Source organism: Acinetobacter sp. BZX-2 (assembly GCF_055179795.1).
Window position 1 is genome coordinate 1,957,494 of record NZ_CM143686.1, and the last position, 17,172, is coordinate 1,974,665.

19 protein-coding genes are annotated in these 17,172 nt (G+C 36.1%); 4 read left to right on the forward strand and 15 right to left on the reverse strand.

The window, feature by feature from the left end; genetic code table 11:
- Positions 1–160: 160 nt before the first annotated feature.
- The gene (locus ACY45D_RS09220; RefSeq protein WP_463106471.1) at positions 161–1,024 is read left to right on the forward strand and encodes a DMT family transporter; all 864 of its coding nucleotides are present in this window, start codon (positions 161–163) and stop codon (positions 1,022–1,024) included.
- A gap of 91 nt (positions 1,025–1,115) precedes the next feature.
- Here ACY45D_RS09220 and ACY45D_RS09225 read toward each other — a convergent pair whose 3' ends face one another.
- Positions 1,116–1,712 carry a uracil-DNA glycosylase family protein gene (locus tag ACY45D_RS09225; RefSeq protein ID WP_463106472.1) on the reverse strand — a complete coding sequence of 199 codons (597 nt, stop codon included), beginning with the start codon at positions 1,710–1,712 and terminating at the stop codon, positions 1,116–1,118.
- A 152-nt stretch (positions 1,713–1,864) separates the two neighbouring features.
- On the opposite strand from ACY45D_RS09225, the gene ACY45D_RS09230 reads away from it, so the two are divergent.
- Positions 1,865–3,157 (forward strand): type II toxin-antitoxin system HipA family toxin, encoded by a 1,293-nt coding sequence (locus ACY45D_RS09230; RefSeq protein WP_463106473.1) that lies wholly within the window; start codon positions 1,865–1,867, stop codon positions 3,155–3,157.
- Position 3,158: 1 nt separating this feature from the next.
- Complete coding sequence (locus ACY45D_RS09235) at positions 3,159–3,440, forward strand: helix-turn-helix domain-containing protein (RefSeq protein WP_463106474.1); 282 nt, start codon at positions 3,159–3,161, stop codon at positions 3,438–3,440.
- A 13-nt stretch (positions 3,441–3,453) separates the two neighbouring features.
- Here ACY45D_RS09235 and ACY45D_RS09240 read toward each other — a convergent pair whose 3' ends face one another.
- From ACY45D_RS09240 to ACY45D_RS09260, 5 genes are all read right to left on the reverse strand, one after another.
- Positions 3,454–4,167, reverse strand: a complete 714-nt coding sequence (locus ACY45D_RS09240) for an SGNH/GDSL hydrolase family protein (protein WP_463106475.1) — start codon at positions 4,165–4,167, stop codon at positions 3,454–3,456.
- A gap of 195 nt (positions 4,168–4,362) precedes the next feature.
- The gene (locus ACY45D_RS09245) at positions 4,363–5,106 is read right to left on the reverse strand and encodes an SDR family oxidoreductase (RefSeq protein WP_463106476.1); all 744 of its coding nucleotides are present in this window, start codon (positions 5,104–5,106) and stop codon (positions 4,363–4,365) included.
- A gap of 45 nt (positions 5,107–5,151) precedes the next feature.
- Complete coding sequence (locus ACY45D_RS09250; protein ID WP_463106477.1) at positions 5,152–5,850, reverse strand: histidine phosphatase family protein; 699 nt, start codon at positions 5,848–5,850, stop codon at positions 5,152–5,154.
- Entirely contained in the window at positions 5,847–6,968 is a 1,122-nt protein-coding gene (locus tag ACY45D_RS09255; protein WP_463106478.1) for a phosphotransferase family protein, read from the reverse strand. Before ACY45D_RS09255 ends, ACY45D_RS09250 begins: the two co-directional genes overlap by 4 nt.
- 126 nt (positions 6,969–7,094) lie before the next feature.
- A complete protein-coding gene (locus ACY45D_RS09260; protein WP_463106479.1) occupies positions 7,095–8,333 on the reverse strand; it encodes an acyl-CoA dehydrogenase family protein in 1,239 nt (412 codons plus the stop codon).
- Positions 8,334–8,463: 130 nt separating this feature from the next.
- On the opposite strand from ACY45D_RS09260, the gene ACY45D_RS09265 reads away from it, so the two are divergent.
- The gene (locus tag ACY45D_RS09265) at positions 8,464–9,381 is read left to right on the forward strand and encodes a LysR family transcriptional regulator (protein WP_463106480.1); all 918 of its coding nucleotides are present in this window, start codon (positions 8,464–8,466) and stop codon (positions 9,379–9,381) included.
- A 6-nt stretch (positions 9,382–9,387) separates the two neighbouring features.
- Here ACY45D_RS09265 and ACY45D_RS09270 read toward each other — a convergent pair whose 3' ends face one another.
- The 9 genes from ACY45D_RS09270 to fumC all read right to left on the reverse strand — a co-directional run bounded on the left by ACY45D_RS09270 (position 9,388) and on the right by fumC (position 16,970).
- Positions 9,388–9,696, reverse strand: a complete 309-nt coding sequence (locus tag ACY45D_RS09270) for a DUF7710 domain-containing protein (protein WP_463106481.1) — start codon at positions 9,694–9,696, stop codon at positions 9,388–9,390.
- A 383-nt stretch (positions 9,697–10,079) separates the two neighbouring features.
- Complete coding sequence (locus tag ACY45D_RS09275; RefSeq protein WP_120382335.1) at positions 10,080–10,187, reverse strand: DUF2474 domain-containing protein; 108 nt, start codon at positions 10,185–10,187, stop codon at positions 10,080–10,082.
- A gap of 133 nt (positions 10,188–10,320) precedes the next feature.
- Positions 10,321–11,325, reverse strand: coding sequence for a cytochrome d ubiquinol oxidase subunit II (gene cydB, locus ACY45D_RS09280; RefSeq protein WP_463106482.1), 1,005 nt, complete (start codon positions 11,323–11,325; stop codon positions 10,321–10,323).
- A complete protein-coding gene (locus ACY45D_RS09285) occupies positions 11,325–12,779 on the reverse strand; it encodes a cytochrome ubiquinol oxidase subunit I (protein ID WP_463106483.1) in 1,455 nt (484 codons plus the stop codon). Before ACY45D_RS09285 ends, cydB begins: the two co-directional genes overlap by 1 nt.
- Complete coding sequence (locus tag ACY45D_RS09290; protein WP_463106484.1) at positions 12,776–13,009, reverse strand: hypothetical protein; 234 nt, start codon at positions 13,007–13,009, stop codon at positions 12,776–12,778. Before ACY45D_RS09290 ends, ACY45D_RS09285 begins: the two co-directional genes overlap by 4 nt.
- A gap of 74 nt (positions 13,010–13,083) precedes the next feature.
- Positions 13,084–13,548, reverse strand: a complete 465-nt coding sequence (locus ACY45D_RS09295) for a DUF2946 family protein (protein WP_463106485.1) — start codon at positions 13,546–13,548, stop codon at positions 13,084–13,086.
- A gap of 608 nt (positions 13,549–14,156) precedes the next feature.
- Entirely contained in the window at positions 14,157–14,759 is a 603-nt protein-coding gene (locus ACY45D_RS09300; protein WP_463106486.1) for a nitroreductase family protein, read from the reverse strand.
- A 207-nt stretch (positions 14,760–14,966) separates the two neighbouring features.
- Complete coding sequence (locus tag ACY45D_RS09305; RefSeq protein ID WP_463106487.1) at positions 14,967–15,461, reverse strand: hypothetical protein; 495 nt, start codon at positions 15,459–15,461, stop codon at positions 14,967–14,969.
- Positions 15,462–15,575: 114 nt separating this feature from the next.
- A complete protein-coding gene (gene fumC, locus ACY45D_RS09310; protein WP_463106488.1) occupies positions 15,576–16,970 on the reverse strand; it encodes a class II fumarate hydratase in 1,395 nt (464 codons plus the stop codon).
- Positions 16,971–17,172 lie beyond the last annotated feature (202 nt).

Sequence of the window (17,172 nt, forward strand, 5' to 3'; positions counted from 1 at the left end):
TTCAAGATGCGTATCGGCTAAGCATAATAACTCTTCAAAAATAATACAAATTGTACTGGTTGATTGAGCAGTACAGTTATCACAAATTGTTTTAGATTGTATATATAAATAGAGAATCCTTCATTGCTTTAATCTACTCAAAGACGATGAGTATTTGTAAATGGATCAAGCTTCAAAAGGTTGGTTAAATGGATTGATTGGTGTGGTTATTTTTGCAGGCTCATTACCTGCAACCCGTATTGGCGTACTCGGGTTTACACCTGAATTTTTAACCACATCACGTGCCGCAATTGCAGGAATAATAGCCTTATTACTTTTAATTTTGTTCAAGCAACTTAAACCAAATTTTCAGCAATTTAAAGCACTTATTATTGTCGCATTGGGTGTGGTTATCGGCTTTCCATTATTTACAGCACTTGCATTACAAACGGTCTCATCTTCACATGCGATTATTTTTGTCGGTCTATTGCCCTTATCGACCGCAATTTTTGCAGTGTGGCGTGGCGGAGAAAAGCCTTCTTTGCAGTTTTGGTTATTTGCGATTTTAGGAAGTTGTTTAGTGATTATTTTCATGTTCTTTGAAAATAAAAGCTTAAGCCTGACAGTTGGTGACTTCTATATGTTAGCCGCGATCCTCATTTGTGGTTTGGGCTATGCTGAAGGCGGTAAATTATCCAGTGAATTAGGTGGATGGCAAGTGATTTGCTGGGCTTTGGTAATAGCTTTACCGATCATGTTGTTTGGTAGCGTGTATTATTTTCCAACACATTATTCACATATGAGTATTGCCCCTGTTCTTGCACTGCTCTATGTTTCATTGTTTAGTATGCTGATCGGTTTTGTTTTTTGGTACAAAGGTTTAGCACTCGGTGGCATTGCAAAAGTTGGGCAAATTCAACTGGTTCAACCTTTTATAGGGTTGCTGTTATCTGCTGTACTATTGGGTGAACATATCACTCCTGCGATGATTCTAGACAGTATTGCTGTGGTTGCATGTGTTGCGATGGCAAAGAAGTTTGCTTAAAGACTTAAATAATAACATCTAATTATTTACATTCTGGATACGTAACTTTCGTAAATGTTATATTTATTTTTGAGACTTAAAATAAACTTACTCATAGTAAGCCTATTTCTTTAAATAAGTCATGATAAGCTTCTGCTTTCTTATCTAATGCAAGTGGATAAGCTCTTGAAGATGAAGGCATTCTATACAAAGTGATATTTCGATCTGCAAATATTGCTTTTGATGAATGCCCTATTTTCGGTTTTTCAGCCGTTTCAGGCATCGATAACATCAATGTATCTGTGGCTTTATCACCTGTGGTCATAATATTGTGACAATTCGGCATTTGATCTAAAAGTTGTTTGATGTCTGTTGTAGTTTCTATTTGTAAAAATTTATCTGCTGCATTTCCCTTTAGACGTATGACTTGATACGCCGTGTCAAAAATAGCAATCCCCTTATCAGTGAGAAAATCTTTAATTATTTGTTCTTTAAAGTTTTTATTAGGTAAATCTAAAAAATAGTCCTTGTTATTAAAAAAAATCACGCCAAAAATCCGCCACATATCATTTTGATAATTTGGATAATAAAAATCCATTTTCCAGCGTTCTTTAGGCGGTGGAAAGCTTCCTAACATCAAAAGTTTAGCATTTGGTGGTAAAAATGGTTTCAGTGGGTGGATTTCTATAGTTTGTTCAGAACTTGACATAAGCAGACATTATTCAGGTTATCATGGGTATTGTGGGCTTAAATCATTTTATTTCAATATCAATTTAACAGTTTAATTTTTCAGGCTAATATTTTACTAAAATAGAATATTAGCTTACTGTTTTCTTTTCAATTTTCTATTATAATAAAATTATGAATAAATATTGCACGATACAAATCTACCATCAACAACAATGGCATGACTGCGCAATTGTTGAATTATTAGATGCTTCAACTTTGGGTTGGGAAGCAAAAACGCGTACATCTTACTTATTCGAATATGCTATTGATTACATGGACCATCGTGATGCTTATGCTATAAGTTACAATTTTCCTGTAAATGTTCAAAATACAATATCAGACACATGGCCAGCTTTTTTAATTGATTTATTACCTCAGGGATTTGGTCGTCAGGAATTATTAAAACAGCTTAATTTTTCAGAAAATGCGCAGCAGCAGGCAGATTGGGCATTATTAAATGCAGGTGCGAGTAATCCTATTGGAAATTTGCGAATCAAAGAAGCACATGAATGGTTAGTGCAACACTACTCAAATACAATTAAGGGATTTACGCTCCAAGAAATTATTGAACGTAAAGAACATTTTATTGAATCTTTAGCATCTTTCGGTCTATTTGTAGGCGGTTCTTCTGGTGTGCAAGGTGAATGGCCTAAACTTTTACTCACTCAAGCTAAAGATGGCTTATTTTATTTGGATCATAGCCTTCAAGATCATCAAGTTAAGAAGCATTGGCTGGTTAAATTCAGCCGAGGTATAGACTTAAGATTAGAAAAAATCTTATCACAAGAAGCACTTTATATGCAGGTCGCAAAATATCTTGGATTAAGAGTTTATGCAGATTTAGAAATGCATGGGCGCACCTTATTTATTCCTCGATTTGATCGGCAAGTTATAGATGGTGAAGTGATCAGAATAGGACAGGAAAGTATAGCGTCCTTAAGTGAAAAAGCAGGTTTCGGTGTGAAATTGTCACATAATCAAATTTGTACATTGATACAAAAAAGTTGCACACATGCTGATATTGAAATTATTGAATATCTAAAACGTGATATTGCCAATGTTGCAATGGGGAACAAAGACAATCACACACGGAATACAGCAATTCAACGCAATTTTGATGGATTAATTCAACTCACACCACTTTTCGATTTTGCACCTATGTGGCTACATCCAGATGGTATTGCACGAACAATACGATGGGAAAAAGATGATCATGGCGGTCTTCCAGTTTGGGCTTCTGTGATAGAACAAATTTCTGCTACAAACGTCATAACTCAATCAAAAATTATTAATGCGCTAAAACAGCAACTACCTCTTTATCAAAATTTACTGCAATTTTTAAAAGAAATTAAAATAGATCAAGAAATTATCGACAATAGCGAGTATCGAATTCAAAACATTTGCCAGCAATTGGAGAAACTATAATATGGACAAACGCTTTAAAACACTCACTCCAATAGAGCAAATTCAAAGAAAACAGCAAGTTCTAAATATGATTGAATTACATCCTGAGTGGGAAATTCATCAAATTGCTAAATTTCTTCGTACAGAATTGCGATTAACCTTGCCAGAAATGGCGAAAATCACAAAAATTGCACCTCAAACTTTGCAAAAAATGGAGCAAGCTGATTCAAACCCAACTTTACAATCGATTTTGAAATTACTGAATGCATTTGGATTAAATTTAGTTGTGAAAATGACGCATTAAAAACAGCAATGATTCATTGAAATTTATTGAAAATAACCTGCGAAATTTCTTTTGCCCATAGCTGATAAATATCTTTACTTGGATGAAATCCATCTTCAGCCATTTGTAAATTTAATGCTTTAAAATGAGCTAAATCAAATTGAATCAATTGATAATGCGACTTTGTATTTACAAATTGACTCAGTTGCTTATTCATCGCACTGGAATATTGCCCAAGCAACCAGCCTAGTGGATTGGGTAAAGCTGGAAATAAATTCATTGGTGGAACACCTGTCACCACAATCTTCTTAGGTGAAAATCTAGATTCAATTTCTGCATAAAATTGTTGCTGTTGTAAAATCCACTTTTTGGGCGAGATCAACTTGGTGACATCATTTACCCCAACAGATGTGACTACAACATCAAAAGATTGATGATTCAGCTGTTTTGTTCTTTCTAAAACTTGTAAAGTGGTATCACCTGTTTTAGCTTCTAATTGATAATAAACTTCAAAATCATATTCTAATTGTTTTAATAAAGCGCCGAGTAAAGCATCTTGTTGATGTTCAACACCCACACCAGCTGCTGCCGAATCTCCAAGAATTAAAACAGACAAAGCTTTACCTTTACCCATTTTACCCTGTCGCTGCCCACTCGCTTCTTCTAATCGTGGTGTATATTTTTTAACACGATAACCTTGAATAACAAGGGATGGTATTAACAGCAGTGTAGATACTTTCAAAAACATAGTGCAACCATCGTCATAAATACTACATTAAAATTTTTAAACTATTGAATAATCAAATTTTTATGATTTAAAATTTCAAATCGTTTTGATCTTCATTTATTTCACGCTGTTCTATTTAAGCCAAATTTAAAAAGATCTATTTGCAAATAAAACAGCGTGAATAAAAATATTTACACGTTTGATTTTAAATAAAAGTTAACCCAGTTTATTCACCAATTTTAAAGGCAATATTTTCATCGCTAAACCCAATGGTAGCCACGGCCATTGAGGAACATAAGCCTTAACAGGTTCTTTTTCAATGGCTTTAACCAGCAAATGTGAGCCTGTTTCTACATCAACTTCAAATGGTAATTTTTTTGCACCTTCATTAATTTCAGTACGAATATAACCTGGGAAAATCGTTGAAACTTTTATTTTGGTATCAATTAGTTCTGCACGAATTCCTTCAGCTAAAGCCGCAACACCTGCTTTGCTTGCGCCATATGCAGTTAAATGTTTTGGCATACCACGAATTGCGCTCATAGAAGAAATCACCACGAGATGACCAAACTTTTGCTCTCGGAAAATTTCAACGGCTGCTTCGCATTGCGCTAAAGCGGAAATAAAATTGGTTTCTACCGTTGCACGATTGATCGCAAATTTACCATTACCAATACGACGTCCATCACCGACACCTGCATTGACAATGATTCGATCAAGTGTGCCAAATTCTTGTTTAAACTCACGAAAAACTTGAAAAACTTGGTCATAATTGGTGACGTCAAGGATTTTGGTCAGAACTTTGACACCATATTTAGATTCAAGTTCTTGCTTTAACGTTTCTAGTCGCTCTAAACGACGTGCGCAAATCGCCAAATTATAACCTTTTTGAGCAAATTCACGTGCCATGCCTGCACCAATACCTGAACTCGCCCCCGTGATCAAAATCGTTTTTGCCATGCTATTTTCCTTATATTTCTTTCAATATGAATCAGATATAAACTATTAAATCCACGTCAATAATTGTGGATCTTCGGCTTTAATAAAATGATGTTCATTTAAGCTAAGTAATTGCGGTTCGATTCCAACCAAACGCAGAGTGGTTAAACTGGCATTGGCAATTGCCCAATTCAGTGCAAATGTCTTATTCGGACTCAGTTCTAACAACTTACCTGCCGCAACAGAAATTACACCACCTGAGGTAAAAACGACGGCATAACGTGGTTTGGTTTTAGCCAATTCATCACATAAATTTTGTAATGCTGTTTCTACACGGTTTTTAAAATCTGGCCATGATTCATCATATTCATGGTGATATTCACCGCCTGTCCAACGATCAATTGCACCTTCAAAAATTTTGGCTAAATAGGCACGTGGACTACTTTCTTTCGCCACATCTTGTTTAAGCAAATGCGGCTCGTTAAATCGTGAATCATATTGTGCGAAAACTTGCTGATGATTAAATTCGTTCCAAGCATTGTCAGTAACGATTTGAACATCTGGAAAGTTTTCAGCCAATGCAAATTGAGCGGTTTGCTGATGTCGCTGCATTGAACCTGCAACAACATAGGGAGATTCTTTCAAAATTTTATTGAAATATTGACCCAATAATTTAGCTTGTAACTCCCCATTTGGAGAAAGTTTGTCATAACTTTCTGCACCAAAAGAAGCTTGCCCGTGGCGAACGAGATAAATTGTGGTCATTTTCCTAAAATTTCCTTAAATTTTTCAATGTATTTTTGTGCAATTTCATTGGCTTCTAGTTTGTGTAAACCAATCAATTTCAAAGCACGAATATGTAAAGCATGTATAACAATCCAAAAATCTTTAAATGCTGGATTGTCTGTTTGTTTATGATAATAACGATAATAAATTTGTTGTGCGATCACCGCCAAACGGAAAATTCCAAAGACCTCATAAAAAGTCCAATTTTCAGTCTGTAAGCCTGTTTTTTCTAAATAATATTCAACCACTTCTTTACGGGTAAACATACCTTTTAAATTGGTCGGTTGGCGACGTGTTGATTTGAAAATTTGATTATCGGTATCTTCTACCCAATAAGCTAACGCAGAACCTAAATCCATTAATGGATCGCCGATTGTTGCCATTTCCCAATCCAAAACACCAATCACTTTCGTCGGTTGCTGCGGATCTAAAATCACATTATCAAAACGCCAATCATTGTGAATGATACAACTATTTGAATCAGCAGGGATATTTTCATTTAACCATTTACGAACAAATTTAAAACTAGGCACATTGATGGTATGTGCTTTTTCATAACGTTGATCCCACCCTTCAACTTGACGACGACAATAGCCTTCACCTTTGTCTATTTTCTCAAGCTCTGTTCCTTTATAAGGTACTTGGTGTAATTCAATTAATTTATCTAAAACATTGATACAGAGTTCTCTAACTTCTGCTTCACCAAATTGCAATTCTACAGGTAATTTTGCACGTGGAATGATACCTTCAATGCGTTTCATTACATAGAAATCACAACCAATCACAGATTCATCCTGACACAAAGCCACCATTTCAGGGAGTACTGGATAAAAAGGTGCTAAATGCTTTTGGACATTATATTCTCTTGCCATATCATGTGCTGATTTAGCTTTTGTTCCCTTAGGTGGACGACGTAAAATTAAATCAGCATTGTCGTATTTCAATCGATATGTCCAGTTTGATGCACCACCAGAATATTGAGTGACTTCCACCGCACCTGAAATTTCAGATCCATTTTCAATAAGCCAATTTCCAACAGCACGTACATCTAGCTCTTCGCCTTCACGTACATTTCCACCAATATCAATGACTGACATGTTATTTCCCTGAATCTTATGTATTCTAAAAATCAATGATGTTTCAACGAAATAATACAATTCCGTTTTTAACTGTCTTAGATACTATCTGTATACTAAAACAGTTATTTTTCAATGCTTAAACTGTTACTTTTTACGTGAATCATAGCCACGTTTTTTCAATTCTAATTTCGCAATCATGCCTTTATGAACTTCGTCAGGGCCATCGGCTAAGCGTAAAGCACGTGCCTGAGCAAAAAATCCTGTTAATGGTGTATCTCTTGATACGCCCTCGCCACCATGAATTTGTATAGCCATATCGACCACTTTTTCCAAAACAGATGGTGCAACGACTTTAATGGCTGAAATTTCAGTAAGTGCAGCCATATTGCCTTGAGTATCCATTTTATAAGCAGCGTACAAAGTCAGTAATCTTGCTTGGTCAATGGCAACTCGAGCTTCAGCCACACGTTCTAAATTTCCACCGAGTTTTAATATTTCTTTGCCAAACGCTGTGCGGCTCATCCCGCGATCAATCATCAATTCTAATGATTTTTCAGCAGCACCAATGCAACGCATACAATGGTGAATACGACCTGGACCTAAACGACCTTGTGCAATTTCAAAGCCTTGCCCTGCACCACCAATAAAGTTGCTTATAGGCACACGAACATCATTAAAACTGACTTCACCATGACCATGTGGAGCATCATAATCACCAAACACTGGAAGCATACGCTCGATTTTAACCCCTTGAGCATCTACAGGGACTAAAACCATTGAATGCTGATGATGACGATCTTTAGTTGCATCAGGTGTATGTGCCATAAAAATAATGATTTTGGCGTTCGGGTCGCCTAAACCTGAAGACCACCATTTACGACCATTTAAAACAATTTCATCACCTTCAATGACCGCAGTGGCTTGCATATTGGTCGCATCAGATGATGCAACTGCAGGCTCAGTCATACAAAAAACTGAACGGATTTTCCCTTCAAGCAAAGGTTTAAGCCATTGTTCTTTTTGAGCTTCTGTTCCATAGCGCCATAAGACTTCCATATTGCCACTGTCAGGTGCATTACAATTGAATACGGTTGGCGCAATTAAACTACGACCTGAAAGTTCAGCAATATGTGCATATTCCTGAACAGATAAACCTGCGCCCAACACTGGATCGGGTAGGAACATATTCCAAAGCCCTGCTGCTTTTGCCTTGTTTTTTAATACTTCCAATTGAGCGGGCCATTGCCACTGTGTCCAATCACCCCCTTGATTGAGATGATGAACTTCATTCCAAAACGCCGTTTCTACAGGTTCAATTTCGTTTTTTATAAATGCTTTGCTACGTTCAATAAAATCTTGTGCACGTGCTGACAGTTCAAACATGGTCATTTTCCTTTTAGTGCTGTATTTAGATTTTTATCATGCTAAAAATCAATACATTTGTTTATCGCGCTTTACAACACATTAACTGAAAAACTATTATGAATAAAATGGTTTAATTCAATATCTAACTATGAATATGATTCATAACAAAACCAATATCGATGTGGCACTCTTTAACCATATTGATATTAATTTATACCCGCTTTTTATTGCGATTTATGAGCAGAAAAATATTTCTAAAGCTGCTCAAATACTCTGTATAAGCCAATCGGCAGCAAGTCATGCTTTGCAACGCTTAAGACAGCATTTACAAGATGATTTATTTGTACGAGCTGGTTCAAAAATGTTGCCGACGCCTTTTGCTGAGCAAATTTATCAACCGATTAAAAGTGCCTTATTTTCAATTCAAAATATTTCAAAACAAAAGCAGAAATTTGATCCGAGTCTGATTCACACATTGAAAATTGCAGTCCATGATGAAATTGAACCGATTATTTTTCCTAAATTGATCAATCATTTTCAAAACTTAAAGCTCAATATTCAATTTCTAAGCTCCAAGCTCGATCGTAAAAATGTAGTCGCTGATTTAGCCTCGCAACAAGTCGATTTTATTATCGATTTGGAACAAAATTATGGCGATAAAATCCAATATCAAAGCCTCGTTGAAGATCATTTCGTGGTATGCACTCAGCAAAGCGAAATGAATAGTGAGTTATATTTTTCTGCTTCTCATATTGGTGTTTCTTCAAGACGTACAGGCATTTTACTTGAGGATATTCATCTGAATCGCAAACAATTTAGCCGTCAGATCTTTTTAAGATGCCAGCATTATTCCACAGCATTACAAGTTTTAGCTCAAGAGCGTAACGCCATGCTGACGATTCCAAAGCAAATTTTGCAACATATGAAAATTGATGAAAATGTGAATATTTATGAACACCCTATTGAATTACCCATTTTAAATATGGGTATTTATTGGCATAAGGATTTACAAGAAAATTCTCGCAATGCGTTTTTAAGAACAGAAATTATGAAAATCTTTACTTAGGCTATTTTATGGTGTTTTTAAAAGTTTGCTTGAGAATTTGTCTATAAATTTCCCATGTTTAAAGTGCCATTGTAATTGGTATGCAGATACAAAACTGCCAATAAAAACGGGTGATTTATCAATCGGAGATTTCACTTTGAAATAATTTTTTTCAACTGACCAATCATAACTTGAAACATCTAAAGGATATTCCATAATGACGCCTGATAAAGCGTTTTCATAAACCCATGTTTGCGCTAATTTGTAGGATGAAAATACAGCCGAAGTATATGTCGCATTCTCAGCTTGGAATAGAAATACAGAAGATCTTTTCATCGTTTTACTCCTGATTCGCCTTATTCTTTATAAGATTTTGCGTTAATTTTGAAAATAAAGCAGTCACTACAATTACGTATATTTTCTCCTTTTTTAGTATTTCTGATGCATATTTCAAGGATAAATTGATTACATTAAAATAATTTACACTTTCATTTTAGACATTCTTAATATTTTTATTATTTTATTTATGTCTGAATTTTTATAATGAATTTACAGAAATTTACGACCGAGTTAAGTTTTTAATATTAATCAAACTTACTTAGGCTATTTTTAATCTCTACCCACATTAAACTATGCTGTTATTTCCCTTCAATTTAAAGCTCATTTTAAGAATAAAAAAGAGGTCAATAAAGACCTCTTTCCCGTATAAAAGCACTTGATCAATAAGCTAACTGAATTAACATTCTAAAAAATCCAGCGATAATGGCCAAAGTAACAAAACCACCAATCCAAAGTAAAATAAACCATTGAGTTTGAGAAAGCTTCATTGATTTATATCCCTCCAAATTCAAAAGGTAAGAAATGAATATGATTGAATAAATTGCTTAGGCTATTTTTGTATACCCTAAGCAATTGTCATATAAAACTTTATAGTCTTATAGACTGCTATGGATCATCAAATTAATGATAACCATCATCCCCTATACGCACTTTGTCACGGAAAACCCAATAAGACAGTCCTGTATAAATCAAGATAATTGGAATCAAAATCAATGCACCGATCAAAGTAAATAATTGACTGCTTTGTGGTGATGCTGCTTCCCAAATCGTGACTGAAGGTGGGATAACATACGGCCAAAGACTAATAATAAAGCCTGTATATGCTAAAAATACCAGTGCCAATGTATAAAGAAATGGGCTTAATTCATTACGTTTCTTGCATGAACGACATGCCATATAGGTAAATACAACCACCAATATAGGAACAGGACTAAAATAAATTAAATGCTCTTGGTTAAACCAACGTTCCGCAATCTGAGGATGTGCCAGTGGTGTATAAATACTCACTGCACCAAAAACGACAAACAGTGTAATGATCAATTTCGGCATCAACTTATACATACGATCTTGCAGATCCAGTTCAGTTTTAAAAATTAACCATCCGCAACCAAGTGCTGCATAAAGCACAACGACGCCAATACCTGTGAAAATGGTAAATGGTGAAAGCCAGTCAAGCCCTCCACCTGCATACATATGATTTTCAACTTTAATGCCTTGGATATAAGCCCCTAAAATCATCCCTTGGAAAAAACTTGCAAAGAATGATCCACCAATAAAGGCTTTATCCCACAAGTGTTTAGTTCTATTGGCTTTAAAACGGAATTCAAAAGCAACGCCTCGGAAAATAAGCGCAACTACCATTAAGATAATCGGCATATACAATGCAGATAAAACTGTGGCATAAACCATGGGGAATGCAGCATAAAGTGCAGCACCACCTAAAACCATCCAAGTTTCATTACCATCCCAAACAGGTGCGACAGTATTCATCATCACATCACGTTCGTGTGTATCTTTAACGAATGGAAATAGGATACCTAAGCCTAAATCAAAGCCATCAAGTACCACATAAATAAATACACCAATGGCAATAATTACAATCCAAATCAGAGATAAATCAATCATTATTTACGCTCCTGTTCATTGCCATTTTCAGGTTTATCGGTATCTACACTTTCTTCAACCGTCGTTAATGGACGTTTAGATGCAAGGATGATGGCTTCTTCAGTATGGGCCACACCTTCTGGTGTTGAGTAAATAAACTGTGGTCCTTTATGCATAAGCTTCAACATATAATAAATGCCGATCCCAAAAACAACGCAATACACCACCACAAAAATGATCAAAGTAATACCGACTTGTTCTGCTGAAACTGGAGATAAAGCATCTTTGGTACGCATCACACCATACACAACCCACGGCTGACGTCCTACCTCAGTAGTAAACCAACCTGCAAGTAAAGCAATAAATCCAGATGGTCCCATGACAAAGGCAAAGCGATGTAACCATTTATTTTCATAGATTTTACCGCCTTTACGTAGAACCAAGGCCATAAATGCAAGCAATATCATCAGCATGCCTAAGCCAACCATGATACGGAAGCTCCAAAACACGATAAGTGAATTTGGACGATCTTCAGGTGCAAACTCTTTAAGACCTTTGACTTCTCCATCTAAGGTATGCGTCATAATCAAACTACCTAGATTTGGAATACCGATCGCATACTTGGTTTCTTCTGCTTCCATATCTGGAATACCGAACAGATATAAAGGCATGCCCTCACCTTTATTGGTTTCCCAATGTCCTTCAATCGCAGCAAGTTTTGCAGGTTGATATTTTAAAGTGTTCAGACCATGGTTATCACCAATCACGACTTGTAATGGTGCAAGTACCAAAATCATCCACATCGCCATTGAGAATGACGTTTTTACTAAAGCATCACGGCGACCTTTGAGCAAATGCCATGCCGCTGTTGCAGCAACCAATAATGCTGAAACTAAAAATGCAGCAACGGCCATATGGGCTAAACGGTATGGAAATGATGGGTTAAATACAATTGCAAACCAGTCTTGTGGGACAATGATGCCATTTTCAATACTAAAACCTTGCGGTGTCTGCATCCAACTGTTTGAAGACAAAATCCAAAACATTGAAATACATGTTCCTAGAGCGACCATTGCCGTTGCAAAGAAATGCGCTCGTGGTCCGACACGTCCCCAGCCAAACAACATAATGCCAAGGAAGCCTGCTTCTAAAAAAAAGGCACTGAGTACTTCATAAGTCAGTAATGGCCCTGTAACAGAACCTGCTACACGTGAAAATTCACTCCAGTTTGTCCCAAACTGGTAACTCATTACGACACCTGAAACCACGCCCATCCCAAAAGCAACGGCGAATATTTTGACCCAGAATTTAAATAAATCTTGATAAACAGGATTATTGGTTCTTAACCAACGCCATTCTAAAACGGCAAGAAAACTGGCTAAACCAATCGATATTGCAGGAAAAATAATATGAAAAGACACAGTGAATGCGAATTGTATCCGTGCCAATTCAAGTGCGGTAAATCCTAAACTCATAGCACCACCTTACCCATATCCAAACCATAAAAAACAACATGGTTAAATTGAAAAGTATTAAAACGATTAAAGAAAGAATAGTGTTCAATACGTGTTCTTAGCATTGTTTCTAAAGCATAAACTTGTACAGAATCAGCTGTCTGTAGTTTATTTATTACGGTTTTATTCAACAAATTTTTAGGGTGAATCAGTGCGATACCTTGAATCCGTTGATTGAAGAATTGATACATACATGATCTCTACATAAGATATTGTTTATTCATAAATAATTTTTAAAGCATATTTATGAGTGAAAACTTAAAACTTATGCAAAGCTTGGCGGGGCTCGCCCTTGAGGAATCAGATATAAGCGCTGAAGCTGAAAATAAACATGCTGAAAAGTTTCAACAAATGCCAATAATCGAACTTGAACACGAACCAAAGCTTCTTGAATGCCTAATTCAGGTGGCATGATGAGGTGACCATAAAAAGTACAATATGGGCACTGGTGATTTGGGTCATGTTGATGATGATCGTGCTTATTATTCAGTTCATTTGCGTTTGCATGATGATCGTGATCATGGACAAATGCACGACTCGACTCTGAATGATGATCATGTGAAATATGTTGTTCTGAAGAAACAATCGAAGAAGACTGCGATAAAACTGGAGTGATAAGTTCACATACCGGAGCAATTTGATATTGCTTAGGCAATAACGGTTGTAGAAAAACCGCGAACTGTAAAAATACTGTTGCAAATGCAATCAGTAAACCACTTCGTCTTAACACAATTGATTGCTCATATTGAGAAAAAAGCAAAAAGTGAGTACTTCGCTTGTTCATTGGTCTACGACCAATCGATTAAAAACCAAGCGTAACGCTCAACTTTATTTGTTCCACTATAGTGCATCTTTACATTAATTTAAAGCATATTTAAAGATTACTTCCAGTTACTTGCCTATTCACGTCCCATGTTATTTAAAATATGGCACTTTCAATAAAGCAAAATTAAAATGTGAATGCATGCAATAACTTATTAAAAATCTCGTTTAGGAATTTAAAAACATTACAGCCCATCAAAATTTCCTTTGCACAATAAATTATCGGCAGTAATACTTTGAGAACTCACAGATTTATCCAAAAATTTAAAATTTGTGCTGATTTTCAATATTCTTCACACCATCTCCATCAAATATTGTAAAACGATCCTAATAAATAGATTACTTTCCCACTAAAACCCGAGATATATCCCCGAGAGAATTTGATCATCACATAAAAATAATGAAGATAAACTACACAGATGAGCATTAGGTTTAAAGCAGCATAAAAAAAGACAGATCATCAAGATCTGCCTTTCATTGAACGATTAAGTGGATACTAATGGGCTGATTTTTAAATTATTTAAAGACTTTAAAACGTACAGCATTATCAATAAATGATTTCTCACCTGCTGGTGCTTCAATTGAGCCAAATACCAGTTGTGCACGTAATTTCCAATTTGAAGGAACTTCCCATTTTGCATGCACTTGATCATCAATAATTGGATTGTAATGCTGTAGTGAAGCACCTACACCGTTTTCAGCTAATGCAGTCCATACAGCAAATTGCGCGATCCCCGTTGAGTGTTCTGCCCAAACTGGGAAATTATCTGCATATAATGCAAATTGTTCTTGTAACGACTTCACCACATCCATATCTTCAAAGAATAAAACCGTACCTACACCTGCTGCAAAGCTATTAATTTTACCTCTAGTTGCAGCAACAGCCTCATCGGTTGGTAGAAACTCTTTTAACTTATCAAAGACCATTTCCCAAAAGGCTGTATGTTCTGTACCAAATAATAAGACCGCACGTGAAGTTTGAGAGTTGAATGCTGACGGCGCATGCACAATCGCATTTTCAATAATGTCTATCAATTCATCGGTGCTTTGTTTAACATTTTTACCTATCGCATAAATAGTACGACGGTTTTCGATCAGTGCTTGAAAGTGATTTGGCATGTTTTAATTCCCTGTTTTGTTATTCGTAAAGTAGTGCATATAAATTATACGAGATGTGTTTTTAATAATGGATGATTTTTATCGTATCTTTTTTGTAGATCAATATTACTTTGCTTTTTCACGGCGCATTTAAATAAGTAAGCCCTTAAAGTTTACTGAAATAAAAAAGGACAGCCTTAAACTGTCCCTTGCTATTACACCTACAAATCAATCAAATTTTGCATTCAATACTTTGCTTGAAACCGTGCTTTTCCAAAGATCACGTAACACAGGTAAATAGAATTTTTCACCAAGTTCTACCAGTTCTGCATCAATCAAAGCATGTACTTCATGCATAAATAAATAATCAAGTTCAACTGTCGTAAGTTGTTTTTGCTGTTTCGCAAATTCTTTACGTTTTGCTTGAGCCTTTTTAACCAACTGATCTGCATAGCTTTTGTCTTTATATTGGCTAATCGCTTGTAAACGTAGTTCGATCACACCCCAACCTGTAACTAATTTCTTAAAGATTTCAAAATCTTGTGTATTCGATTCCCACGTCATTTTTTCCAAATCTTCATCATCTGGAAGAACTGGAAGTAATAACTCCATAATACTTGGAAATATTTTCTTGAAATTTAAAATAAATTTAACAGGATGCTCACTTGGGTAATCCTTAAATTGCACATTTTCCTGAACATCCGTTAAATAAATATCTAGCATAACCATCATCAACAATAAAACTCTAAGCCATATTGTACGCACTTCGAATCGAGATACAAACTATTGCTGATGATTTATGCTCAATTGTTTTAGGCCTCACGTTGAATCATGTTGCTACTTTGCATTTGGATGAACCATTTTTGCAGGTTGTACCACTTCATCAAACTGCTCAGGTGTAACCAACTGCAATTCAACAGCAACTTCTTTTAAGGTTTTACCCTGTTTATAAGCTGTTTTAGCAACCTTAGCCGCATTTTCATAACCAATGACAGGATTTAAAGCCGTGACTAACATGAGTGAGTTATGTAAGAAATAATCAATTTTTTCACGATTTGGCTCAATACCTACCGCACAATGTTCATCAAAGCTATTACATGCATCGCCAAGTAACTGCACAGATTGAACTAAATTATAAGCAATAACAGGCATATAAACATTTAATTCAAAATTTCCTGCTGCGCCAGCAAAGTTAATGGTGGTGTCATTCCCCATCACTTGTGCAACCACCATGGTCATGGCCTCACATTGTGTAGGATTGACTTTTCCAGGCATGATGCTTGAACCTGGCTCATTTTCAGGAATAGATAATTCACCGAGACCACAACGAGGTCCACTAGCCAGCCAACGAATATCATTGGCGATTTTATTTAAACTTGCTGCTAAGGTTTTTAATGCACCTGAAGCAAATACAGCAGCATCACGCCCTGCTAAAGCTTCAAATTTATTTGGATTACTAATGAATGGCAAGCCTGTAAGTTGTGCCAATTGCTCAGCCGCTTTTTCAGCATACTCAGGATGTGCATTTAAGCCTGTACCAACCGCAGTCCCACCCAAAGGTAGCTCATATAGCCAAACCAATGCTTGTTGTAAGCGTTTTAAGCCATGATCAAGCTGTGACACATATCCACTAAACTCTTGCCCTAAGGTTAACGGCGTAGCATCTTGTAAATGGGTACGCCCAATTTTGACTATATCGTTAAATTCTTCAGATTTGCGATTCAATGTATCTCTTAAACGTTTTACCGCAGGAATCAGTAGTTCATTGATTTGTAATGCTGCAGCAACATGAATAGCTGTTGGAAACGAATCATTGGTCGATTGCGCACGATTGACATGATCATTGGGATGTACTGGCTTTTGTGAACCTAAAGGATTGCCTAGTTTTTGATTGGCAATATTCGCAATAACTTCATTGCAGTTCATATTACTTTGCGTACCTGAACCTGTTTGCCAAACCACCAAAGGAAATTGGGAATCCCATTGTCCAGAAATGACTTCATCTGCTGCATCGACAATATATTTTGCAAGTTCTTGTGGGATCTGATTTAATTCTGCATTGGTGATTGCCGCAGCTTTTTTAACTAAGCCCATCGCACGAATCATCGGGCGTGGCATATGCTCTGTACCAATTTTAAAGTTTTCTACACTTCGCTGCGTCTGCGCGCCCCACATCGCCTCGCTTGGCACTTCAACATCACCCATCGTGTCATGTTCAATACGTGTTTGCATAGCAACCTCAATCTTATCTAAGTACTTGTATTAAAATCGTATAAACTACAAATCATGATGCATAGCCAATCAAAAAGCATTGTTTAAATATTTCAAGATAAATGCATGTCGATCAATTTAAATCGATCAAGCGACGCCTCAAACACTACCTAAATATTTAATCATTACTTCTCTCCACACTAAATCATTGATCGTATTTACG